The following is a 21,159-nucleotide window of genomic DNA, read 5'->3' as shown; positions in this document are numbered from 1 at the left end:
CGGGGGAGGGGGAGGGAACCATGCCCGGAACCGTGCTGTTGCTCGCCGCGTCCCCGGCGGGCAAGGGCTGCCTGGTGGACGCGGCGTCCGTGCTCCCCGTCCTCGCGGCCGTCCCGCCCGCCGTCCTGTCCGGCACGGACACCGCGAACGTCGTCGAGCTCGCCGACCCGCTGGAACCCCAGGCCGTGCTCACCCGGTTGCGGGCCGCCGCGGGGGCTCCGGGGCCGCTCACCGTCTTCGTCACCGGGCAGCTGCAGCTCGACCGCCGGCAGCGGCTGCCGCATCTGGCGCTGGCCCGTACGACGCCCGCGACGGTGCGGTACACCGGGCTGCCCTGGCACTGGATACGGGAGGAACTGCGGCTGCGGGCGGTTGGTTCCACCACCCTCTTCCTCGACCTGCACGCGGATGCCGAGGCCTGGGAGTGGCTTCGGGTGAACCCGCTCGACTGCGGGCGCAACAACGCCGTCTACGGCCGTGTCGCCCCGCCGCCCTCGTCGCGGCGGGCGGTGGCCGTGCCGGCGTACATGAAGGCCGTGGCGACGATTCTGCGCAGTGGGCTGCGGCCGCCTGCCGAGCAGTTGCATCAGCAGGCGCTGGGCCGGGTGGGCGTGGAGGGGGGTGCGGGCCTGGTGCTGGGCGCGCCCGGCGTGGGTGGTCCCGTACCTGGGGGCTTCGCCCCCGGACCCCCTCATCGGCCTGAACGGCCGCGTCCTCAAACTCCCCCGCTCTCGGCCTCGTTCGAGCGGGGGGACCCCCATGACGGGCTGGGTGATGACCCCCACTCCGCCATCTCCGCCGCCGTCCAGTCCGGTCGGCACCCCGATGCCGGCGCCCTCGCCGCCCACCACGAGCAGGCCGCCGTGCGCGCGCACGGGCCCGGGTCCGAGGAGGCGTTGCACTGGGCCGAAGTGCGGGCGGATCTGGCGATGTTCGCCGGGGATCCGGTGCGTAGCTGCCGGACCTGGCTGAGGGTGGCCGCCGCGCGGCTGGCGGCGGGGCAGGCGGCGGACGCGCCGGCCGTGGAGGCGGCCGTGGACCGGGCGCACCACCAGTGGGGGCAGGTCCGGGACCCGGCCGCGGCGCGGGAACTCGGGGCGGCGCTGGCCGAGTTGCGCTCGCGGGTGCCGGGGCGCAAACAGGGTGCCCTGGACCATGTGCAGCGGCAGCTGCGGCAGTTGCAGACCCAGGGCTGACCCGGCCCTACATCCCGGCGGTGGCGAACAGCTCCAGGTGCCCGCACTTGGGGCAGCGGTACGCCTCGATCTGCCGCCGGGGCCGGCCCAGCCGCTTGGCGCCCCCGAGGGGCCCCCGCTCCAACGCGCCCTCGATCCAGCGCGCGTACCCACGTGCGCCCTGGCCCTCGTCCTCGATGAAGCCGTCCACCAGGCCGAGGGTGCCGCAATAGGTGCACTTGTAGTTGTTCACGCGGTGAGTGTAGGAGCGCGATCACCACGTGGGACGTGCGGGCTGCGTGAGATACGTGAGCGCGCCCGACACCAGCGTCCGTACGCCCGGCGTGATCGTCGACAGGTCCGGTGCGAAGTGCGGGCTGTGGTTGCTCGGGACCGCCAGGAACTTCTCCATCAGGTCGGTGCCGGGTGCCGCGTCCCACACGTCGGCCGGGGTGGTCGTGACGAACCAGTAGGAGTACGGGATTCCACCGTGCGCCAGGTGCGGGAAGTCCTCGCTGCCCATCACGGGGCCGAAGTCCAGCACCGTCCCGGCCCCGAGCACCTCCTCGTGCACGGCGGCGATCCGGCGGTCGGTGTCGGCGTCGTTCGTGGTCACCGGGAAGGTCGCGCCCACCGTGATCTCCGGCTCCCGCGGGCAGCCGGCGGCCAGGGCCTCGCCCGCCGCGATGCGCCGGATCGCGGCGACCATCCGTGCGCGCACCTCGTCGGACTGGGTGCGCAGGTTGAGGGCGATGCGCGCCTCGGACGGGATGATGTTGTGCCGGGTGCCGCCCTCGATGCGGCCGACGGTCAGTACGGCGGACTCGCGGGCGGCGATCTCCCGGGAGACGACCGTCTGGAGACGGGTGACGAGGTAGGCGGCCGTGACGACGGGGTCGACGGTCGTCTCGGGGCGGGAGCCGTGGCCGCCGCGCCCGTGGACGACGATGTCGATGTCCGTCGACGCCGACATGATCAGGCCCGGTGAGTGGGCGTAGAAGCCGACGGGTCCGGGCGCCGCGTGCTGGCCGAGCAGGACGTCCGGTCGCGGGAAGCGCTCGTACAGGCCGTCGGCGATCATCCCCTGCGCGCCCTGGCCGGTCTCCTCGGCGGGCTGGCCCACCACCAGCAGGGTGCCGGACCAGGTGTCGCGCCCGGCGGCCAGCGCCGCGGCCGCGCCCGCCAGCCAGGTCACATGCAGGTCGTGCCCGCAGGCGTGCATCACGCCGGGTGTGGCGGAGGCGTACGGCAGGCCCGTCTCCTCGTGCACCGGCAACGCGTCCATGTCGGCGCGCAGGAGGACCGTCGGGCCCTCGCCGTTGCGCAGGACGCCTGCGACTCCGGTGCCGCCGACGCCCTCGGCGGTCTCGTAACCCGCCTTGGTGAGCCGCTCGGCCAGCTTGGCGGCCGTGCGGTGTTCCTGGAGCGACAGCTCGGGGTGGCGGTGCAGGTCCCGGTAGAAGTCCTCCAGGTCGGAGACCGGGAGATCGGCGGTGAGGTCCAGTGCGCTGCGGGCGGCGGGAGACGGCATGGGGGCAGCGTAGGCGGCGCCGGGCTCCGGGAGGACGGGGTGTCCCACATCGCGACGGCCTTGCCCACGCGATGCGGCCGCCGACGCGAAGGGGGGAGTGTGCGTCGGCGGCCGCGTTCGGGGGGCCCCGGTGAAGAGCCTGGCAGGCGGGGAGTTGATCGGCACCCCCGCTCATGGGGGCAATCAATTCCGCGGGCCCGTCGTCCGTCGGTCGGGTGCCGGTCAGGCGTACGGGTCGAAGGCGATGCCGCTCGGCTTGGCCTTGTTCAGGTGGTCGGCGAACTTGGAGTCCTGGAGCGGGAAGTTCGCGCTGCCCCAGTCGGAGGCGTTCAGCTTGTCCCGCAGGCCGGACGCCAGGTTGGACCAGCTGAGCAGGTTCTCCTGGTGCCAGGCACCGGTGTCGTTCTCCGGCGTCTCGCCCCACTTGGCGAAGCGGAAGGCGTGGGTGGACGCGCCGTCCTTGTGGTAGACGGCCTCGACGCGCTGCCCGCTCATCGGGACGTCGGCGATGGGGTGGGTGCTGAAGCCGCCGTGCGCGGAGGCCGACAGGTACGACGGGTTCGCGTCGCCGTCCTTGACCCAGACGACCATGCACTCCCAGTCGTTACGGTGGCCGATGCCCGGGGAGGCCTCGTCCTTCTCCCAGTAGCTGGCGTAGATGATTCCGCACCAGCCGTTGTTGCACTTGGACCGCGAGTAGGTGTTGGCGTGGCCGAGGTGGCCGGAGCGGCACTCGCCGGTGATCGGGCCGGTCGGCTTCAGACCGCCGTTGAGGTTGCCGCTCGGGTCGATCGCGGCGGCCGGGTAGCAGCTGTCCGTGTCGTAGTCGTAGACCGGCTCGAAGTTCTTCTCGAACGAGGTCGCGTTCTCGGGCAGGTTCTGCAGGACGCCGGCGGAGGCGCTGCCGGGCAGGGCGAGGGCGAGGGCGGCGGCGCTGCCCGCGACGGCGGCGGCTCGGGCGAGGCGGTGGGGCCTGGTGGTGCTGACTGCTGGGGGCATGGGGGGCTCCAGTCGACGGTCCACTCGTTCCGGACATGACATCCGGAACGTCGGAACGAAGACTGGCAAGTTGAGAGTTCAATTGAAGGGCTTTCCGTCAAACTCGAGACGGATTTTCACCGAACTGATCAACGTCATGCGCGGGGTGGTTGTCGGCGGAGCAGCACGTTCGGGGCGAAGGCGTACGACGGGCGAGGCGGCGGACGGGGAGGTCAGCCCGGAGACCGCGATCGCTGCGGCGAGGGCGGACGAGACGACCGCCGACAGGCCGAGATGGCGAAGGACGCTGCCGTACACGGGGTGCTGTTCTCCTCGGTTCTGAAGTCCCGATCAAGGCTCCCAGCCGGAAGGTTGATTGGCACGTAGCCGTTGTCGCGGCAATCAATTCCGGAGTCGGTTCCGGTGAAGCGGCACCCTCAATTTGTGCGGACGTCGGGTTGTCGTAACTTCGCCCACGTACGAAAGCCGTACGAAAGCCGCCAGTGGTGCAGAGGAGAGAGCGCGCCGTGGGCCGACCCGAAAGACATGTGGATCCCGAGGCCGGTCCCGTACAACGCCTCGCGCACCAACTGCGCGAGCTGCGCACGGCCGCGGGCAGCCCGTCGTACCGGGCGATGGCGCAGACCGCCCAGTTCTCCGCGACGACGCTCTCCCAGGCGGCGGCCGGCGAGCGGCTGCCGTCGCTCGCTGTCGTCCGCGGGTACGCGCGCGCGTGCGCGGCCGATCTCGGGGAGTGGGAGGCCCGCTGGAAGGAGGCCGAGGCGGAGGCGGCGGGAACGGCGCGCGAGGAGGACGAGGACGCGTCGCCGCCGTACCGGGGCCTCGCCCGCTTCGAGCCGGACGACCGCGCGCTGTTCTTCGGCCGGGACCGGCTGGTCGAGGAGCTGAACCATCTGGTGTGCGACCACCGGTTCGCGGTGCTGTTCGGTGCTTCGGGCAGCGGCAAGTCGTCGCTGTTGCGGGCCGGGCTGATACCGCGGCTCAGGGACGAGATCGCGACCCGGGGGGCGCCGGCGGTGCTGCGGGTGCTCACGCCGGGAGACCGGCCCGCGCACACCTACGGCCATCTGCTCACGCCCGCCGAGGGCGAGCCGGAGAGCTGGGTGGTGGTGGACCAGTTCGAGGAGGTCTTCACCCTGTGCCGGGACCGCGAGGAGCGGGCCCGCTTCATCGACCTGCTCCTGGCCGCCCGGGATCCGGACCGCGGGCTGAAGGTGCTCATCGCGGTACGGGCCGACTTCTACGCCCGGTGCGCCGAGCACCGCGAACTGGCGGACGCCCTGCGTGGCGCCGGGTTGCTCGTCGGCCCGATGACTGCGGACGAGCTGCGGGACGCGGTCGTCAGACCGGCGCAGGCGGCCGGGCTCCTGGTCGAACGGGAGCTGACCGCGCGGATCGTCGACGAGGTCCTCGACCAGCCCGGCGCCCTGCCCATGCTCTCCCACGCCCTGCTGGAGACCTGGCGCCGTCGCCGGGGCCGCATACTGACGCTGGCCGCGTACGAGGCGGCCGGCGAAGTGCGCGGCGCGATCGCGGCCAGCGCCGAGGAGGTGTACGGCGGGCTGTCCCCCGCGCAGTCCCGCGCCGCCCGCGCCCTGCTGCTGCGCATGGTCGAGCCGGGCCGGGGCATCCCCGACACCCGGCGTCCCCTCTCCCGCGCCGAACTGGACGAATGGGCCGACCCCGACGTCCCGCAGGTCGTCGAACGCCTCACCCGCGCCCGGCTGCTGACCGTCGACGAGGACGGCGTACACCTCGCCCACGAGGCCCTCATCACCTGCTGGCCCCGGCTGCACGGCTGGATCGAGACGGACCGCGAGCGGCTGCGGCACCACCGGAGCCTGACCGAGGCGGCCCGGGTGTGGCTGGAGCACGACCGTGACCCCGGCTCCCTGTTCCGGGGCACGCGCCTGGACCGCGTCGAGGAGCTGTTCCCGGACCACGAGCGGGATCCGGCCCTGACCGCGCTCGAACGGCGGTTTCTGGGCGCCGCCGTCGCGGCCCGTGAGGTGGAACGCCGGGCCGGGGTCCGGGCCGTGCGCCGGACCCGGGCGGTGGTGGCCACGGTGTCGGCCGTGCTGGCGGTGGCGCTCGTGGCGGGCCTCGTCGCCTGGAACCAGCGCCGGGACTACGAGCGGCAGCGCACCGACGAGGCGGCCCGCCATGTCGCACAGGTCTCCGACGCCCTGCGTACGACCGACCCGCGCACCGCCCAGCTGCTCGGCGTCGCCGCCTGGCGGGTGGCCCGGCTGCCCGAGGCCCGGCGGGCGCTGCTCGGGGCACTGGGCCAGCCGGAAGTGGACACCTTCCAGGACCCGGCGCCCGGGGACGGCCCGGCGCGCTTCCTGACGGACTCCGGCCGCACCCTGCTCAGCGTCGAGGGCCGCGTCTGGCGCACCTGGGACGTGGCCGGCCACCGGCGGACCGCCTCGGGACGGCTGCCGCAGAGCGGGCGGGTGGCGGGGGCGAGCCCGGACGGCCGGCTGCTGGCGGTCGACGGGGACGACGGCCTACGGCTGTGGGACACGAAGGCCGGCCGCTGGAGCGGCGGAGCGCTGCCCGCGTCCTCCCAGGTGGACTTCGCGGGGTCCACCTACGTCGTGAGCGGCATGGACGATCCGCGGGTGCAGGTGCGCTCGGCCGCGGACGGAAAGCTGGTCTTCGGGACGGAAGCGGCGAGCTCGGCGGTCGTCGCGCCGAGCACGGACGGCCGGCTGGTCGCGGTGTGTCCTCTCACGGGTGCTGTGCGGGTGCGGGACCTGCACACAGGGCGCACGGTGCCCGGACGCTGGGAACGGGACGGCGGGGTCTGCGGTCGGGAGCGGTCGCAGCTGACGCTCGGCGCCGGACAGCAGCTCGCCGCGGTGACCGGCAGCGGGGTGCGGGTCTGGGACGTCCGGTCGGGGAAGCAGGTGGCCGACCTGCCGGACCCGGGGGTGACGTACGCCTCCTTCAGTGCGGACGGGAGGTTCCTGGCGACCGCCGACGGGACGGAGGTCAGGGTGTGGCGGCCGGGCGTCGACGCCCCGGTGTTCCGGCACTTCCTGAACGGCCGGCACCTGTACGGCAGTCCGGCCTGGGACCCCGGGCGCCCGTTGCTGCGGTACCTGGAGGGCGGCATCGTGCACTCGCTGGACGTCGCGCGGGCCGTCACGTCCGCCTGGCGGGCGGACCCGGTGGACAAGGTGCTGCTCAGCCCCGACGGCCGTACCCTCGCCACCGCGCGCCGCACGGGCGGCGGCTACCGCGTCGAGCTGCGCGCCACCCGGGACGGAAGGCTGCTGCAGATGCTGCCGCCCCCGCCGCTCCCCGTCTCCCACGACCCCTCCCGGCCGGTGCAGGCGGAGTTCACCATGCCGCTGCTCGCGTTCGGCCCCGACGGCAGGACGCTCGCGTACGGCGTCTCCGCACCGGGCTACGAGGCGTCCCCGCAGCGCATCACCCTCTGGGACGCCGCGCCGGGCAGCACCCGGACCACCCTGGACCTGGCGACGAAGACCTCGGCCGGGGCGGTGATCACGATCGCCCTCGGCCCGGACGCCCGCACGCTCTACGCCACCCGCACCCCGGCCGTCGGCGCACTGACCGACGAGGTCTGGGACACGACGACCCACCGCAGAACGGCGGCACTCCCCGCCCTCTCCAGCAGCCACCTGGCCGTGCGCCCCGACGGCAAGCTCCTGGTCGGCGACAACCGCACGGCGGCCCTGCCCGGCGGCCAGGTCGCCGGACGGGACCTGGTCCAGGACAGCCCGATCGGGGCGCTCGCCTTCTCCCCGGACGGTTCGCGGCTGGTGGCCGGGGACCAGACGGGCCGGGTGGCGCTGTGGGACGGGAAGGTCCGGGAGCGGGGCGGGGTGCTGCGCAACGTGTTCCCCGCACCGGCCGTCGGCGACGCCTCCGACGACCTCCTCGACGACAGCTCGGAAGCGGTCAGCGCCCTCGCCGTCAGCCCCGACGGGCGCACGCTGGCGGTGGGCGGCGAGGCGGGCACGCTCCAGCTCTGGGACATCGACACCCAGCAGCCGCTCGGCGGGCCGCTGACGACACCGGGCGAGGCCGTCGACACCGTGGCGTTCAGCGCCGACAGCGGCACGCTGTACGCGGGCAGCGCGCATGTGCCGCTCCAGACGTACACGATCACGCCGTCGAAGGCGGTCGCGCGGGTGTGCGCCAGGGCGGGCGGGGCCGACCTGACCCGGGCGCAGTGGCGGACGTATGTGCCGGACGCGCCGTACCGCCGGGTGTGTTCGTGACCGACCGGGCGGGGCTCACCGGCTGGTGGGCAGTTTCCCGGTGAGAGAGCGAGCCACCCGGACCAGCTTGTCGTCCGACACGGCGGCCGGCGTTGTCGAGGTGCCTGCGGTGCTTCCGAAGGTCAGCACCGAGGTCCGGGCTCCCGAGTCCCACACGACGAAGCACAAGCTCGGCCTCACCGTCCCCCTCCCCGCCCCCCTCGGCTTCGAGCTGGACACGGCCGAATTCTGACCCCGGTTCACCAACCCGCGTGGTGATGGACCTGCTGCACCTGACCCACCGGCGCCGGGTCCGCCGCCCGCGCCGGCCCCGCGTTGGCCGCCAGTACCAGTGCCGCCACCGCGACGACGGCCGCTGCGAACCCTCGGGCGTAACGCTCGGAGATGTGTCGGAGCACGGCAACCTCTCAACAGCGTCTCAACAGGTTTGTATTAAACGCACTTAAGACGCCGTTTAACGTAGGGGTCGGCGGGGGCCAACGGCAAGAGGTTCAGGGGGAGTTGTCGTGTCGGACCGTGACGATCCGGTGACCATCGGTCGCAGAGTCCAGCAGATGCGTTCCGAACGCGGACTCACCCAACGGCAGTTGGCGGAGCCCGCCTACACCCCCGCCTACATCTCCACTCTGGAGGCCGGCCGGGTCCGCCCCTCCGACGAGGCGCTGCGGCACATCGCCGAGCGCCTCGGGATCGCCTACGACGAGCTGGTCACCGGGCGTCCGGCCCGTCTCGCCACCGACCTGCGGCTCAGGCTGACCGAGGCGCAGCGCACGCTCGCGGGCGGCGAGGCCGAGCAGGCGGCCGAGCAGTACGCCGCGCTGCTCGCCGAGGCCGAGGGCCACGAACTCGTCGACGTCCAGGCGGTCGCGCTGCTCGGGCTCGGCGAGTGCGCCCTGGACACGGGAGAGCTGGCGGCCGCCCGGCAGTACTTCGAGCGCACCGAGCACGCCCTCGCCGACGTACCGCTGCCCGCCCGCGTCCCCGCTCTGCGCGGTCGCGCCGTCTCCCACTACCTGGCCGGTGAACTCCGCTACGCCGTCTACCTGCTGGAGTCCGCCCTCGACGAGCTGAACCGCGGCGGACTGCACGACCCGGACGCGCTGCTGCTCCTCTACGCCAGCATCATCGGCCCCTACATGGACATGGGCGCCCAGGCCCGCGCCGCCCAGGCCGCCGAGTTCGCGCTCGCGCTCGCCCCGCGGTCCGGTAACCCCGCGCTGGTCGCCCGTATGCACCGCTCGGTGGCCCGCACCCTGCTAGCCGAGGGCCGTCTCGCCGAGGCCGACGCCTCCCTCGCCAAGGCCGCCGAGCTGTACCGCACCCTCCAGATCCGCACCGAACTCGCCAACTGCCACTGGATGCGCGGCTACGTTTGCGCCCAGAACGGCGAACTCGACCGCGCGGAGGCCGAGTTGAGGCAGGCCCTCGACATGCTCTGCGCGGGGCGCGCCGCCCTCTACAGCAGTCAGGTCGCCGTCGAGCTCGCCGACGTACTGCACCGGCGCGGCAAGTCCGACGAGGCCGCGGCCCTCCTGCACGACATGCTCAGCGACGCCCTCGGCCCCGAACGCGGCGCCCTGCACTCCGCCGCCGCCCACCGGCTGCTCGGCATCATCGCCGAGGACGCCGGCGACACCGAGGCCGCCGAGGAGCACTACGTCCGCGCCCTGAGCATGCTGGAGCGGGCCGGCGCGGCCGGTGACCTGGCCGACCTGTGCCGGCTGCTCGGCGATCTGCTGCGGCGTACCGGCCGGGTGGAGGCCGCACTGGACGCCTACCGCACAGGGCTCGGCCACCGTACGGCGCCGGGCACCACCACCCTGGGTCCTGCACCGGCGGCTCCGCCGGTGTGAGGGGGCTACGCAGGTGCGCGGTGCGCGGTGCGCGGTGCGCGGTGCGCGGTGCGCGGTGCACTGGCTGCCGGGTGCGGTTGTATGGCGACTGCGGGTCCGTCGTGGCTTGTCGCGCCCACGCGGCGGAGCCGCATGTCGATACAGCCCCGCGCCCCTCTAGGGCGGTTGCCCGCCGACCTGGGTGAGCGGCACCCGTACCTGGCGCCCCGAGGGCAGGACGGGCGCGGGTGGCGTTTCGCCCCTGGGGGCAGGGGTAGTCGGGCAGCGCCCCCAGATGCAGGCCCCCCGCTGCGATCGGAGGAGGCGATGGCCGTGGACGCAGTCAGGGCCGCCGACGTCATCGCCGAAGTGGTGCGCGACGCCCGGCCGCGGGAGATCCCTGCCCGGCTGTGCGCGGTGGCGGTGAAGCTGCTGCCGGTGGTGGGGGCGAGCGTCTCGCTGCGCAGCGACGGGATGCCCATCCGGCTCGGCGCGAGCAGCCCGCTGGCCGCGCATCTCGCGGAGGCCCAGGCCACCCTCGGTGACGGCCCGTGTCTGTACGCATCCCAGATCGGCACCCCCGTACTCGCCTGCGACCTGACGGCCGGCCGGGACATGCACCGCTGGCCGGTGTTCGCCCGGCAGGCGGCGGCCGTCGGCGTCGAGGCCGTGTACTCGATGCCGCTGGGTGACGACGGGGTGACCGTGGGGACGCTCGACCTCTACCGTGACTCCCCGGGTGGGCTGACCGAGGACGAGTTGCGCCGTGCCCTGCTCGTGGCCGCCGTCATGACGCTGGCCCTGACGACCCTGCCGCGGGAGGACGACGGCGGGGAGGCATGGCTGGGCGGTCTGGCCACCGAACACGACGAGGTCTACCAGGCCATCGGCATGGTCATGGCGCAACTCGGAATCGATGCCGAAGAGGCACTGGCCCGGCTGCGCGCCCGCGCCTTCGCACAGGGCCGCACCGCCCTCGACATGGCGCACGGCGTGGTCTCGCACAGGGAGAGACTCGACGGCGACTGAGGAGCCCCGGGATCGGGGCCCCAGGATCTCGCGCCCCCAGGATCGGGGCCCGAGAATCGCGACGCCTAGGATCGTGGCATGGACACACTCGGTTTCTCCCTGGCCATCCTGCTCCTGGTCTTCGGCATCGCCAGCATCGAGAACCGGATGTCCCGCGCGGACAGACGAGCTGCCCGGATCGAGCGCAAACTCGACCTGATCCTCGGCCACTTGGGGCTGACCGAGCAGGAACCGTGGTCGGACGAGGTGAACACGCTGGTGCGGGACGGCAAGAAGATCCAGGCGATCAAGGTGTACCGGGAGGCGACAGGAGCGGGCCTGAGGGAGGCCAAGGAGGCCGTGGACAAGCTCGGTTAGGACTCGGCCCCCTGTCGGGCCGAGGTCAGACGCGCAGCCGCGCCTGCTTCCTGACGTCGGCCAGCCGCTGCACCCCCACCTGTACGAAGGCCTTCGTGGCATCGGCGGACACGTCGCCCGGGCCGCCGTGGGTGAGGACGATCGTGTCGTCGCCGGCGCGGACCACGGCGACGTCGAGGGTGAGCAGGGTCTGCTGGCTGTCGGTCGACTGGGTCTGGTTGGTGACCGTGACGCGCAGCCCCTGCCGGGCGTCGCCGACGACCGGCAGTACGGCCTCGTCGACCCGGACGCCCTGGAGGGCGCCGCGGTCGTTCACCGCCGTGAATTTGGCGCATGCACCGGGCAGCGTCTTCAGCCATGCCAGCGTCCGGTCCACGACCGTGGGCTTCAACGACAGCACCTGGTACCGCAACTGCGTCTGGTCCATGGCATCGTCGAGCCCGGTCACGACCCGGGCCCCGGTGGCGTCCGCACCGAACAGGTCGTCCGTGTACAGCGCGTCGAGAAGCTTCCGGCATTCGGGCACGTCGGCGTGGGCCTTGAGCACCCCGTCCCGCCAGGTCGCGGCCCCCTGCGTCGGCGCCCACGGCGCGCCCAGGTCCCCTTGGGTCAGCAGCGCCGCCTGAGCCTGAGCCTCGGTGAGGGGCGGGGGTGCGGCGGGGGCGGTGGCGGACGGCTTCGCACCGGGCCGGGCGCTGTGCGAAGCCGCGGGCGTGTGCCGCTCCGCCCCCGAGCCCGGCTCCGGCCCCACGCCCACGATGAGCCCGCACGCGCTCACGCCGACCAGGGCCCCCGCGGACATCGCGGCGACGACGAGGACACGGGACGGGGTGCGGATCATCGGACGCCTCCTGGCCACCTCAAGACCGATCACGTCTCCAAGGGACCACCGCGCACGACGCCCCACCAGCGCGCCGGTCCGTCCGGGTTACACACCGGGGCCCCGCCTTCGGCTGGATCCGCCGGGTCAGGGCGCAAAGCGCACAGCGGTTCCCGCGCTGGGAGCGGCGGTCAGCCGCAGCCCGACCTCCACGAGGGCCCAGTGTTCTTTGCAGTGAGCCCCCGGAGCGCGCGCCGGGACATCGGCACCCCGAAAAGCCGTCGCGCTCACCCCGCCCCCGCGTTACCGTCCCCCCATGAAGCGCGCTCAGTCGTTCCTCACGACGACGCCGGAGAGTGTCCCGGCGCGCTGATCCATGGACTGGATGTCCGAAGCCCCGGGGCGGGTGCCCCGGGGCTTCGTCGTGGGTCGCTCGCCTGTACCGCGAGGAGAGAGACCATGTACGACCACCGTCGGCTCGGCCGTGAGCTGGAGTTGTTCGACACTGATCCGCTGATGGGCGCGGGGCTGCCGTACTGGCTGCCCGACGGCGCGATCGTGCGGCACGCCCTGGAGGAGTACATCCGGGAGCAGGAACGCGCGGCCGGCTACCGGCACGTCTACTCCCCCGTGCTCGGCAAGCGCGAGCTGTACGAGCTCTCGGGGCACTGGTCCCACTACAGCGACGACATGTTCCCGCCGATGGAGCTGGGCGGCGAACAGGTCGTCCTGCGGCCCAGCCTCTGCCCCCACCACGCCCTCATCTACCGGTCCCGGTCGCACAGCTACCGCGAACTGCCGCTCAGGATCGCGGAGTTGGGCGGCATGTACCGGTCCGAGCCGTCCGGGGTGCTCGGCGGGCTGACCCGCGTACGGTCCATCCAGCTCAACGACGCCCATATCTTCTGCACCCTGGAGCAGGCGGTGGAGGAGGCGCGAGGCGCACTCGAACTGATCGGCCGCGCCTACGCCGACCTCGGCATCCGCGCCTCCCGCTACCGGCTGTCCCTGCCGGGGGAGGGCGGCAAGTACGTCGCCGACCCGGCGCTCTGGAAGCGGGCCACCCGGCTGCTGGAGGAGGTGCTGGCCGGCGCCGGTGTCGAGTACGAGGCGGCGGCGGGAGAGGCCGCCTTCTACGGGCCCAAGATCGACGTGCAGGTCGTCGACTCCGCCGGCCGTGAGGCCACCCTGTCCACCGTCCAGATCGACTTCCACCAGCCCGAACGCTTCGACCTGCACTACATCGGCGCCGACGGCGCGAAGCACCGGCCGGTCATGGTCCACCGCAGCATCATCGGCAGCGTGGAGCGCGCGGTGGCGCAGATGATCGAGGAGCACGGCGGGGCCTTCCCGGCGTGGGCCGCACCCGTCCAGCTCGTCGTGCTGCCGGTGTCGGAGGCCCAGGAGGAACGGGCTTACGAGGTCGTACGGCGGGCCCTGGCACGCGGGCTGCGCGCCGATGTCGCCGGGCCCGAACAGGGCACCCTCGGCGCCCGCATCCGGGCGGCGCGCCTGGTGCCGTACCAGGCGGTGATCGGCGAGCGGGAGGCCGAGGGCGACCTGGTGGCCGTACGGCTGCGGGACGGGCGCCGTCCGGGGGCCGTACCCGTGGAACGGCTGCTGGAGCGGATCGGCGTATGCGCCGAGACCCGTGGCGCCGAACTGTGGGCGGCTGCGTAAGGTCACTGTCGTAAGCCCACATGTCGTAGCCCACACGTCGTAGAGACTCGTGTCGTAGCGAGAGGAGCCCGGCCGTGAACGGTCAGCCCATACCGGTGATCATCGACTGCGACACGGGTGTCGACGACGCCCTGGCCCTGCTGTTCGCCGTACGCCACCCGGGGATCGACCTGCGCGCGGTCACCTGCGTCGCCGGGAACACGGACGTCGACGGAGTCGTCCGCAACACCCTGACCGTGCTGGAGCAGGCCGGCGCCCCCGACATCCCGGTCGGCCGGGGCGCCGAGCGCCCGCTGATCGAGCCGGCGCGCTCGGCGCGGCATGTGCACGGTGCCGACGGCATGGGCGACCTCGGCCTGCCCGCCCCCACCCGCACCCCCGCCGACGTGGACGCGGTCACCCTGCTGCGCCGCGAGATCCTCGCCTCCCCGCGCCCGGTCACGCTCATCCCCACCGCGCCCCTGACGAACATCGCCCTGCTGCTGCGCACCCACCCCGAGGTCACCCGCAACATCGAGCGGATCGTGTTCATGGGCGGCGCGGTGGCCACCGGGAACGCCACGGCGGTCGCCGAGTTCAACGTCTGGCACGACCCGGAGGCGGCCGCCGTCCTGCTCACCGCCGGAGTGCCGATCACGATGTACGGCCTGGACGTCTTCACCCAGGTCGTCGTCCCCGGCGCCGATGTGCACCGGCTGCGCGCGAGCACCGAGCCCGGCACCCGGCTGGCCGGCGAACTCCTCGCCCACCGGCCGGCCCACCAGGGCGAGGCCCCCGAGGCCGAGGAGGCCGGCGGCCTCGGCGACGCGGGCGCGGTCTGCACGGTCGTCGACCCGGCGGGCATCACCAGCCGTCTCCTCCCGGTCGAGGTCGCCCTGGCCCCGGGCCCGACCCGCGGCCAGACCATCGTCGACCGCCGCCCCCGCCCCGGAGAGTCCGAGATCCACCAGGGCGTACGCCAACAGCCCCTGGTGGACGTGGCGTTGGAGGTCGACGTGGACCGTTTCGTGAAGCTGTACCTGGAGACGGTGGAGCGTTAGCGCTCCGCCGGGGGCGCGACGGGTCGTCTGTCGGCTGCGGTGTCGTCGTGGCCGGTCGCGCCCCGCGGCGGAGCCGCATATCGAGACAGCTCCGCGCCCTTTTGGGGCGCCGCCCACCGCTGCTCCACCCTCGCCGCCTTCCAGTACCCCACCGCCCCCACCCACACCACCACGAACAGGCCGACGATGATGTAGCCGACGTTGGCCAGGTCGAGGCCGAAGAGTTCCATCGTGGCGATGAAGAAGGCCACGGCGATGGACAGCCCGGTGATGGTGAGGTTGTAGAACACCTTGCGCACCGGGTTCGAAAAAGCCCACTGGTACGCGAAGTTCATGAAGGTGCCGTCGAGCGTGTCGAACAGGCTCATGCCGGCCGCGAAGAGCAGCGGCAGGCAGAGGATCGCGTACCAGGGCAGCCCGGCCGCGGCCCCGGAGCCCGCCATCACCATCAGCGTGACCTCGGTCGCCGTGTCGAAGCCCAGGCCGAAGAGGAAGCCGAGCGGGAACATCTGGCCGGGGCGGGAGATGGACCTGGTCAGGCGGCCGAGGATCCGGTTCATGAACCCCCGTGAGTCCAGGTGCTGTTCGAGCTCCTTCTCGTCGTACGTCCCCGCCCGCATCGCCCGGAAGACGCGCAGGATGCCGACGAGGGCGACCAGGTTCACCGCGGCGACCAGATAGAGGAACGTGGCCGAGATCGTCGTACCCATGAAGCCGAGCACCTGGTGGGTGCGGGAGTGCTCGTTCATGACCTTGTCGGCGAGCCGGGTGCCGCCCGCGATCATCGCCGCCAGCACGACCACCACGCTGGAGTGCCCCAGCGCGAACCAGAACCCCACCGATACCGGACGCTTGCCGTCCGCCATCAGCTTGCGGGTGGTGTTGTCGATGGCGGCGATGTGGTCGGCGTCGAAGGCGTGCCGCATGCCGAGCGTGTAGGCCGTGATGCCGAGGCCGAGTCCGAAGGCGTTGTTGCCGACCTCGTAGTGCCCCGGGACGACGAGGAGGAAGAGGATGCCGAAGGCGACGACGTGCAGGGCGGCGATCACCGCCATCAGGCCGGCCGTCTTGACGGTGTCCTCGCGCCGCCAGCGGAAGGAGGCGGGCTCGGTCTTCTCGGGCAGGGACGTCCCGGGCAGGGTCATGCGGTCAGCTCCAGCACCTCGTGGATCTTTTCGTGCGCTGCCGTGGCCGGTCTCCTGGCTTACGGGTCGTACGTCCGCCGCCCGCCTTCCCAGCCGCCTCGCGGCGGCCAGTGGCTGTCCCTCGCGGGACGTGGGCGACGAACTCCCCGATCACAGTGGCGAGGGCCGCGTCGGCTTGGCACCGACTTCCCGAACACCACGGCCCGCCCACCGTAGGGCCGTTGGCACTCCCCTGCATAGCTGCATACCTGCGCAGGTATTGAAGATCACATGCGGACGCCTGCGAGGATGGCCGTATGCATCTCGTCCCGGCCGACCGCGCAGACCGCCGCACGATCGACGGCCACCGGGTGTGCGAGGCCATCGAGGCCATCGGCGACGCCGAGCACGTCCGCACCTGGGCCGACCGCTTCTCCCTGCTCGCCGACCCCAAGCGGCTCGCCCTGCTGCTCGCCCTGCACCGCACCGGCCCGCTGGCCGTGTCCGACCTGGCGATCGCGACCGGCATGAACGACCCGGCCGTCTCGCAGGCGTTGCGGCTGCTCAGGGCGGCCGGGGTGGTGGCTGGCGACAAGGAGGGACGCGTGGTGCGCTACCGGGTGGTCGACGACGACGTACGGCTGCTGCTCAAGCAGTGTGTCGCGGACGGGGGTTGAGCGGCACCGCGGGTCCGGCAGCACGAACGCCCCGGAGCGGGGGTCTCCGGGGCGTTCGTATCGGGAGTGGCTATCGGGGTGTCCGCCGCGCTGTCCGGCGGGGGCGGATCACGAGCGGGCCGTACGGCGGCGCCTGGTCACGACGACGATCGCACCGCCCGCGGCCAGGAGTGCCGCCGCGCCACCGGCGATGATGCCGGAGTCGCTGCCGCCGCCGGTCTCCGCGAGGCCACCGCCGCCGGTCGGTGCGGCGGGGACGGTGGTCGACGCGGAGGCGACCGGGGTGTCGGTCTCGGACGGCGTCGGCTCGGAGGCGCTCGGGGCCGGGGCGGAGCTCTCCGCGGCCGGGGTCGAGGGCTGCCCGGATGCCGGTGTCGAGGCGGGCGGGGTGGACGGCGGCTGCGACTCGGTGCTCGTGCAGTCCTTGGTGCCGCCGTTCCAGGACGCGATCAGCTTGTCCTTGATGACCGGGTGGTCGGGGCCGGCCGGCAGGTCGCCGTGGACGAAGCCGTCCTTGGCGTCGAGCTTGCCGTCGAACTTCACGGCGCCCCGGTAGAGGTCGACCTGCGCGAAGCAGCCCGCGTCCGGCACCGCGATGTCGAGGGAGTCGGTCTGGCCCTGCTTGACCGTCACCGAGTCGAAGTCGACGAAGACCTGCTCGCCGGAGGTGGCGAAGGACGGGCCGTGGGCGAGGTAGGAGGCCAGGGAGGCCGTGCAGGTCGTGGCGTCGCCCGCCGCGCGGACCTTGATGTGGACCTTGCCGTCGTCGGTGGGCTTCAGCGTCCGGTCGTCGACCTTGACCGAGTCGTAGAAGTCGGTGCCGTCCAGGGAGAACTGGCAGCGGTCCGTCTCCGTCTTGGTGCCGGCACCGGTGCCGGGCCGGTAGCCGTCGGCGTGCTTCCAGCCGTCACCGCCGGGCGTGCCGGTGGCCCAGGCGCTCGAGGCCGCGCCGACGGTGGCGGCGCAGAGGGTGAGCGACACGGCGCCCGTCGCCAGGAGGCGGCGCGCGGTGACACGTCTGGCTATGGACATGCGGATCCCCATCTGGCGTGGGCGGTCCCGGCGCGGCGGCGCAGGGCAGCACGCCGCGCCCGGCCGTACCGGGGGTGAAATGGTCTGAGGAACACCGGGCCCATTGGTCACATGCGCCACAGTGCGATCACATCGTGGATCTCCTGGCGGAACGCTGTCAACCTGCGACAACCGACGGGTAGTTCAATCGTCTATTACAATTTCGCCACAGATGGAACAGGCGGCTCCACAACCCCGGAGCCGCCCGGCTGTCACCTTATGGTCGGGCTCGGGTTCGCGCCCTGGCCGGTCGACGACTCGCCCGGCAGGACCGGCGGCTGGGTGGTGCTGTCCACCGGCGGGGTGAGGACGATCTCCGGCTGGCCCGCGGCCGGGGGCGGCGGGGTCAGGTCCGTGGCGGGCAGCTTCGGCGGGGTCGTCTCCTGGAAGAGGACCTGGTCGAAGTTGACCAGACCGGTCTGCTCCATGACCGTGATGTGATCCAGGACCGTCGCGTTGGCCTGGTCGGCCAGCGCCCGCACCACGGTGTTCTTGGTCGTGGAGCGGATCTTCGCGATCGTGTTGAAGATCGAACCGTGCGTCACGCGCAGGATGTTGGCGAAGTCCGTGTCGAACTGCTTGCCCTGGTCGGCGGCGAGCGTGTTGACGAAGCCGACCTGCTGGGGGCTGGCCACGTTGGGAATCGTGATGTTCAGCATCGTGCTGATCTTGCGGCAGCTGGCGTCCAGCGCGGCGTGTCCGTCGATGAGGTGCTTGCTCGCGGTGATCACCGCCTTGCTCTGCCCCTTCTTCAGGCCCATCTGACCCACGGGGTACTCCCAGAGCCCGGCCGCGCGCACCTTGACCACGAAGTCCCGGTCGGCCTCCGTCAGCGGCCCCCACTGGGTCTGCGCGATGATTCTCGATCCGTCGCTGGACACCGTGTTGACTCCGAGCATCGCGGGATAGGCGAGCGCGGCCAGGGTCAGGCTCAAGGCCCCGCCCACGAAGAGAGTTCCCGTCGCATTCCGCGAAAAGCGCACCGTGCCTCCTGCCCGGTCGGGGGTCCCGCCGGTGGACGGCGGGGGGTCGACAGAGGGGAGTACGGATGAGGTTCCGGCGCGGAACCTTTTGGTTTGGTAAAAACCGGCGGGTGTGAGGCAGGTAACGGCCCGTGGGTCCCGGCTGGTTGACGGAATGTTGACCATTTCACGGGAGAGACCAGGCAAACGCCGGACCTAAATTCGCCCCATGCCCCCACAGCCCCGGAAAGCCCCGACAGCGCTTCCCGTCCTGCCCTACCGCAAGCCCACCAAGGGCCGCGACTACTGGGTCATCGACGACGTCCTGCCCGACGCGGACGCCGTACGGGAGCGCTGTCTCGCCAAGGACGACTGGGTCAAGGGATACCCCTACACCTCGGAGACCTGGCCGGGCCTGCGCACCATGCCGGGCCTGGAGCCCGCCGAACTCGCGCGCGTGGAACGCCTGGTGAAGAAGTCGACCGGCGCGAAGGAACTGTGGGTGCAGGAGGCCCCCGGCGGCGGCACCCTCAACCACAACTGCATCCAGGTGGTCGGCGAGGGCGAGAGCGAACCGCGCCCGCACACCGACTCGCGGGCGCTGTGCCGCTACGCGGCGGTGCTGTACCTCAACCCCGGTGTCGGCAAGGACTGCGGAACCGCCTTCTACCGCCAGTCCCTGCCCGGCGGCCGGCTCGGCGGCAACGTCGTGCAGGCCCCGCACAACAACCTCGTCGAGGCCCTGGGCACGCGCTTCGTCCCGGGGGACCACTTCGAGGAGGACGTGCGGGTCCCGCACAAGTACAACCGTCTGCTCCTCTACAACGCCAACCTGGTGCACAGCGCCACGGGCTACTCCGGCACGACGCTGGAGGAGAAGCGGATGACGGCGGTGTTCTTCTGGATGGCGTGAGCCCCCGGGACGTCAGAGGCGTCCCAGGCCGCCGCCTCCGAAGGAGCCGCTGGAGCCGGGCAGCCAGCGCCGGCGGTGCTGGTCCTGCCCGGTCTTGGTTCCGGACGGGTGGAGCTCGTAGGGCATGAGCCGTTCCCCGCCCTCCGTGTGCGGTACCTCGTCCGGTTCCCGCATCTCGCGCATCTCCCGGACGGCACCGCCGTCGGGGAGATGGGGCTGTTCGTCCGGGTTGGGCCGCGGCAGTTCGCGGTCCCGGACCTTCATGCCGAACTGCACGGCCCAGATCAGGGCACCAGCGATGATCAGGCCACCGACAAAGGCGGCGATCACGTTGAGTACCTCACTCGACGTGGCCGCAACAACAAACGTCGCAGTACTCATGCCCCCATTATCGCTGAAAGGGGGCGATTGCGGAGTGTTCGGTATTTTCGCAGGCCAGAGGCGCTTTCAGGGGTGGGTACAGGTGCATGCGGTGCTCGTGGTCGACCACGACCCCGGCTGGCCCCGCAGGGCTGCCGCCTTGGCGGACGCGCTGCGCACGGCGGCCCCCGGGCTGTTCGTCGCGCTGGAGCACATCGGTCCATCGGTCTCCAGCCGCCGTCCCGGGCCTCGCGGCCAAACCCGTCATCGGCCTCCTGGGGGCCGTTCCGGACCTCGCCGATGTCGGCCCGTACGAGCCCGGCGTCGCCGTGCTGGGCTTCTGCCCCCCACGACAACGGGATGACGGACCGGCTTCTGTACGTCCGCGCCGACGCCGGCGTCCGCAGCCACATCCTGCACGTGGTGACGGAGGACGGCCGGCCCACCCGCAACCAGCGCGTCCTGAGGGACCACCTGCGCGCCCGCCCCGAGGAGGCGGCCCGGTACGCCGAACTCGAACGGGCCCTCGTGGCAGCCGGCACCCCGGCCCGGGACCACTCGCGTGCGAAGACGGCCCTGGTGCAGGAGCTGACCGACCGGGCCCGCGCGGAGCGCGGCCCGCCACCGGCACCCGTGTGGGAAAAGGGGCCGAAGTGAGCCAGGGCCTGTCCGGCGGATCAGGTCGGCTACAAGGAACCGCGCCTTGTGGCCGCCCCGAGCGGGGTCTGGTGCGTGCCAGGCCCGCGACGCCGAACTGATGCGCCGGACAGACGCTGGGTCTCCCGCTGGTTACGGATCGCTCAAGCCCTGGTGTCCGTGCGGTGAGCGCCGCACCATGGGCACATGACACCGGCCCAGAGAGCCATGGACCAGCTGGCCGCGTGGCCCGACCTCAGCCCGTGCGAGGCCGGCTGCGGCACGGGCCGCGCGCTGCGCTCGGCGCGTGACGAGATCGTGCACTTCCACTCCGACCGGGACGTGGACCTGCACCTCACCACCCGGGCGATCCAGCGGCTGCACCACGACTTCGCGGAGTCGACCGCCATCCGTCTGGTGCCGGGCTCCCGCTGGGTCACCGTCCATCTCGACTGCGACACCGACGTCGACCTGCTGCTCAGCCTGGTCAGCGTCGCCCTCAAGGCCCATTCCGTCCCCCCGGAACACCCGGCGTCGGCCGTGTGCAACTTCCACCGCGTGACGGTGCTGTCTCGCGACGACGCCGACGAAGGCTGAGCGCGCGAATCCCGGCAGCACGCACCGGACGTCCGCACACCGGAAACCCTCTCCACAACTGTCACAGGCATGCCATACGCTGCTCCCAGCAGCCGCGCCC

Annotated in this window: 22 protein-coding genes and 1 riboswitch; of the genes, 12 read left to right on the top strand and 10 right to left on the bottom strand. The window is 72.5% G+C overall.

Annotated elements, in window-relative coordinates; all coding sequences use genetic code 11:
• Nucleotides 1-20: 20 nt before the first annotated feature.
• Nucleotides 21-1,196 (top strand): hypothetical protein, encoded by a 1,176-nt coding sequence (locus tag LJ657_RS25090; protein WP_232651007.1) that lies wholly within the window; start codon nucleotides 21-23, stop codon nucleotides 1,194-1,196.
• 7 nt (nucleotides 1,197-1,203) lie between these two features.
• Here the strand turns inward: LJ657_RS25090 and LJ657_RS25085 are convergent, their stop codons facing one another.
• The 4 genes from LJ657_RS25085 to LJ657_RS25070 all read right to left on the bottom strand — a co-directional run bounded on the left by LJ657_RS25085 (nucleotide 1,204) and on the right by LJ657_RS25070 (nucleotide 4,002).
• Nucleotides 1,204-1,428: a hypothetical protein gene (locus LJ657_RS25085; RefSeq protein WP_232651006.1), complete on the bottom strand. Its 225-nt coding sequence runs from the start codon at nucleotides 1,426-1,428 to the stop codon at nucleotides 1,204-1,206.
• Between the two features lie 21 nt (nucleotides 1,429-1,449).
• The gene (locus tag LJ657_RS25080; RefSeq protein WP_232651005.1) at nucleotides 1,450-2,706 is read right to left on the bottom strand and encodes an amidohydrolase; all 1,257 of its coding nucleotides are present in this window, start codon (nucleotides 2,704-2,706) and stop codon (nucleotides 1,450-1,452) included.
• A gap of 222 nt (nucleotides 2,707-2,928) precedes the next feature.
• Nucleotides 2,929-3,705 carry an NPP1 family protein gene (locus LJ657_RS25075; protein ID WP_232651004.1) on the bottom strand — a complete coding sequence of 259 codons (777 nt, stop codon included), beginning with the start codon at nucleotides 3,703-3,705 and terminating at the stop codon, nucleotides 2,929-2,931.
• 78 nt (nucleotides 3,706-3,783) lie between these two features.
• Nucleotides 3,784-4,002: a hypothetical protein gene (locus tag LJ657_RS25070; RefSeq protein WP_232651003.1), complete on the bottom strand. Its 219-nt coding sequence runs from the start codon at nucleotides 4,000-4,002 to the stop codon at nucleotides 3,784-3,786.
• A 209-nt stretch (nucleotides 4,003-4,211) separates the two neighbouring features.
• On the opposite strand from LJ657_RS25070, the gene LJ657_RS25065 reads away from it, so the two are divergent.
• Both LJ657_RS25065 and LJ657_RS48235 read left to right on the top strand, forming a co-directional pair.
• On the top strand, nucleotides 4,212-7,961 hold the full coding sequence (locus LJ657_RS25065) for an nSTAND1 domain-containing NTPase (protein WP_232651002.1): 3,750 nt from the start codon (nucleotides 4,212-4,214) through the stop codon (nucleotides 7,959-7,961).
• A gap of 109 nt (nucleotides 7,962-8,070) precedes the next feature.
• Nucleotides 8,071-8,193 carry a hypothetical protein gene (locus LJ657_RS48235; protein ID WP_269786910.1) on the top strand — a complete coding sequence of 41 codons (123 nt, stop codon included), beginning with the start codon at nucleotides 8,071-8,073 and terminating at the stop codon, nucleotides 8,191-8,193.
• 7 nt (nucleotides 8,194-8,200) lie between these two features.
• Here the strand turns inward: LJ657_RS48235 and LJ657_RS25060 are convergent, their stop codons facing one another.
• Nucleotides 8,201-8,359, bottom strand: coding sequence for a hypothetical protein (locus tag LJ657_RS25060; RefSeq protein WP_232651001.1), 159 nt, complete (start codon nucleotides 8,357-8,359; stop codon nucleotides 8,201-8,203).
• Between the two features lie 108 nt (nucleotides 8,360-8,467).
• On the opposite strand from LJ657_RS25060, the gene LJ657_RS25055 reads away from it, so the two are divergent.
• From LJ657_RS25055 to LJ657_RS25045, 3 genes are all read left to right on the top strand, one after another.
• Nucleotides 8,468-9,814: a helix-turn-helix domain-containing protein gene (locus LJ657_RS25055; protein ID WP_232651000.1), complete on the top strand. Its 1,347-nt coding sequence runs from the start codon at nucleotides 8,468-8,470 to the stop codon at nucleotides 9,812-9,814.
• Nucleotides 9,815-10,120: 306 nt separating this feature from the next.
• Nucleotides 10,121-10,822 carry a GAF and ANTAR domain-containing protein gene (locus LJ657_RS25050; RefSeq protein ID WP_232650999.1) on the top strand — a complete coding sequence of 234 codons (702 nt, stop codon included), beginning with the start codon at nucleotides 10,121-10,123 and terminating at the stop codon, nucleotides 10,820-10,822.
• Nucleotides 10,823-10,900: 78 nt separating this feature from the next.
• Nucleotides 10,901-11,179 (top strand): ribosomal protein L7/L12, encoded by a 279-nt coding sequence (locus LJ657_RS25045; RefSeq protein WP_232650998.1) that lies wholly within the window; start codon nucleotides 10,901-10,903, stop codon nucleotides 11,177-11,179.
• 25 nt (nucleotides 11,180-11,204) lie between these two features.
• Here LJ657_RS25045 and LJ657_RS25040 read toward each other — a convergent pair whose 3' ends face one another.
• Complete coding sequence (locus LJ657_RS25040) at nucleotides 11,205-12,020, bottom strand: hypothetical protein (protein WP_232650997.1); 816 nt, start codon at nucleotides 12,018-12,020, stop codon at nucleotides 11,205-11,207.
• Between the two features lie 438 nt (nucleotides 12,021-12,458).
• On the opposite strand from LJ657_RS25040, the gene thrS reads away from it, so the two are divergent.
• Both thrS and LJ657_RS25030 read left to right on the top strand, forming a co-directional pair.
• Complete coding sequence (gene thrS / locus LJ657_RS25035; RefSeq protein WP_232650996.1) at nucleotides 12,459-13,679, top strand: threonine--tRNA ligase; 1,221 nt, start codon at nucleotides 12,459-12,461, stop codon at nucleotides 13,677-13,679.
• A gap of 74 nt (nucleotides 13,680-13,753) precedes the next feature.
• A complete protein-coding gene (locus tag LJ657_RS25030) occupies nucleotides 13,754-14,719 on the top strand; it encodes a nucleoside hydrolase (protein ID WP_232650995.1) in 966 nt (321 codons plus the stop codon).
• Here LJ657_RS25030 and nicT read toward each other — a convergent pair.
• Nucleotides 14,716-15,864 (bottom strand): Nickel transporter NicT, encoded by a 1,149-nt coding sequence (gene nicT, locus LJ657_RS25025; RefSeq protein ID WP_232650994.1) that lies wholly within the window; start codon nucleotides 15,862-15,864, stop codon nucleotides 14,716-14,718. The two genes, LJ657_RS25030 and nicT, sit on opposite strands and share 4 nt — an antisense overlap.
• A gap of 27 nt (nucleotides 15,865-15,891) precedes the next feature.
• Nucleotides 15,892-16,080: riboswitch (cobalamin riboswitch) on the bottom strand.
• 80 nt (nucleotides 16,081-16,160) lie between these two features.
• On the opposite strand from nicT, the gene LJ657_RS25020 reads away from it, so the two are divergent.
• The gene (locus LJ657_RS25020) at nucleotides 16,161-16,520 is read left to right on the top strand and encodes an ArsR/SmtB family transcription factor (protein WP_232650993.1); all 360 of its coding nucleotides are present in this window, start codon (nucleotides 16,161-16,163) and stop codon (nucleotides 16,518-16,520) included.
• A 108-nt stretch (nucleotides 16,521-16,628) separates the two neighbouring features.
• Here the strand turns inward: LJ657_RS25020 and LJ657_RS25015 are convergent, their stop codons facing one another.
• A complete protein-coding gene (locus LJ657_RS25015; protein WP_232650992.1) occupies nucleotides 16,629-17,552 on the bottom strand; it encodes an LAETG motif-containing sortase-dependent surface protein in 924 nt (307 codons plus the stop codon).
• 251 nt (nucleotides 17,553-17,803) lie between these two features.
• Entirely contained in the window at nucleotides 17,804-18,538 is a 735-nt protein-coding gene (locus LJ657_RS25010; RefSeq protein WP_232650991.1) for a DUF4142 domain-containing protein, read from the bottom strand.
• Between the two features lie 244 nt (nucleotides 18,539-18,782).
• On the opposite strand from LJ657_RS25010, the gene LJ657_RS25005 reads away from it, so the two are divergent.
• Nucleotides 18,783-19,466 (top strand): DUF6445 family protein, encoded by a 684-nt coding sequence (locus LJ657_RS25005; protein ID WP_232650990.1) that lies wholly within the window; start codon nucleotides 18,783-18,785, stop codon nucleotides 19,464-19,466.
• A gap of 12 nt (nucleotides 19,467-19,478) precedes the next feature.
• On the opposite strand, the gene LJ657_RS25000 is transcribed toward LJ657_RS25005, so the two are convergent.
• Nucleotides 19,479-19,847 (bottom strand): DUF6479 family protein, encoded by a 369-nt coding sequence (locus LJ657_RS25000; RefSeq protein WP_232650989.1) that lies wholly within the window; start codon nucleotides 19,845-19,847, stop codon nucleotides 19,479-19,481.
• Between the two features lie 339 nt (nucleotides 19,848-20,186).
• Between LJ657_RS25000 and LJ657_RS24995 the strand changes: the two genes are divergently transcribed.
• Nucleotides 20,187-20,483 carry a GrpB family protein gene (locus LJ657_RS24995; protein WP_232650988.1) on the top strand — a complete coding sequence of 99 codons (297 nt, stop codon included), beginning with the start codon at nucleotides 20,187-20,189 and terminating at the stop codon, nucleotides 20,481-20,483.
• 186 nt (nucleotides 20,484-20,669) lie between these two features.
• Entirely contained in the window at nucleotides 20,670-21,059 is a 390-nt protein-coding gene (locus LJ657_RS24990; protein WP_232650987.1) for a luciferase domain-containing protein, read from the top strand.
• Nucleotides 21,060-21,159 lie beyond the last annotated feature (100 nt).

Origin of the sequence: Streptomyces guryensis (assembly GCF_021261325.1) — a bacterium.
GTDB classification, from domain to species: Bacteria; Actinomycetota; Actinomycetes; order Streptomycetales; family Streptomycetaceae; genus Streptomyces; species Streptomyces guryensis.
The sequence above is the reverse complement of the archived record's forward strand: the minus strand, read 5'-3'. Positions and strand labels throughout refer to the sequence as shown.

Coding starts and splice junctions, on each gene's coding strand:
- LJ657_RS25090 (WP_232651007.1), top strand. CDS start 21: ATGCCCGGAACCGTGCTGTTGCTCGCCGCGTCCCCGGCGGGCAAGGGC.
- LJ657_RS25080 (WP_232651005.1), bottom strand. CDS start 2,706: ATGCCGTCTCCCGCCGCCCGCAGCGCACTGGACCTCACCGCCGATCTC.
- LJ657_RS25075 (WP_232651004.1), bottom strand. CDS start 3,705: ATGCCCCCAGCAGTCAGCACCACCAGGCCCCACCGCCTCGCCCGAGCC.
- LJ657_RS25050 (WP_232650999.1), top strand. CDS start 10,121: ATGGCCGTGGACGCAGTCAGGGCCGCCGACGTCATCGCCGAAGTGGTG.
- LJ657_RS25045 (WP_232650998.1), top strand. CDS start 10,901: ATGGACACACTCGGTTTCTCCCTGGCCATCCTGCTCCTGGTCTTCGGC.
- LJ657_RS25040 (WP_232650997.1), bottom strand. CDS start 12,020: ATGATCCGCACCCCGTCCCGTGTCCTCGTCGTCGCCGCGATGTCCGCG.
- thrS (WP_232650996.1), top strand. CDS start 12,459: ATGTACGACCACCGTCGGCTCGGCCGTGAGCTGGAGTTGTTCGACACT.
- nicT (WP_232650994.1), bottom strand. CDS start 15,864: ATGACCCTGCCCGGGACGTCCCTGCCCGAGAAGACCGAGCCCGCCTCC.
- LJ657_RS25020 (WP_232650993.1), top strand. CDS start 16,161: ATGCATCTCGTCCCGGCCGACCGCGCAGACCGCCGCACGATCGACGGC.
- LJ657_RS25015 (WP_232650992.1), bottom strand. CDS start 17,552: ATGTCCATAGCCAGACGTGTCACCGCGCGCCGCCTCCTGGCGACGGGC.
- LJ657_RS25005 (WP_232650990.1), top strand. CDS start 18,783: ATGCCCCCACAGCCCCGGAAAGCCCCGACAGCGCTTCCCGTCCTGCCC.
- LJ657_RS25000 (WP_232650989.1), bottom strand. CDS start 19,847: ATGAGTACTGCGACGTTTGTTGTTGCGGCCACGTCGAGTGAGGTACTC.
- LJ657_RS24995 (WP_232650988.1), top strand. CDS start 20,187: ATGACGGACCGGCTTCTGTACGTCCGCGCCGACGCCGGCGTCCGCAGC.
- LJ657_RS24990 (WP_232650987.1), top strand. CDS start 20,670: ATGACACCGGCCCAGAGAGCCATGGACCAGCTGGCCGCGTGGCCCGAC.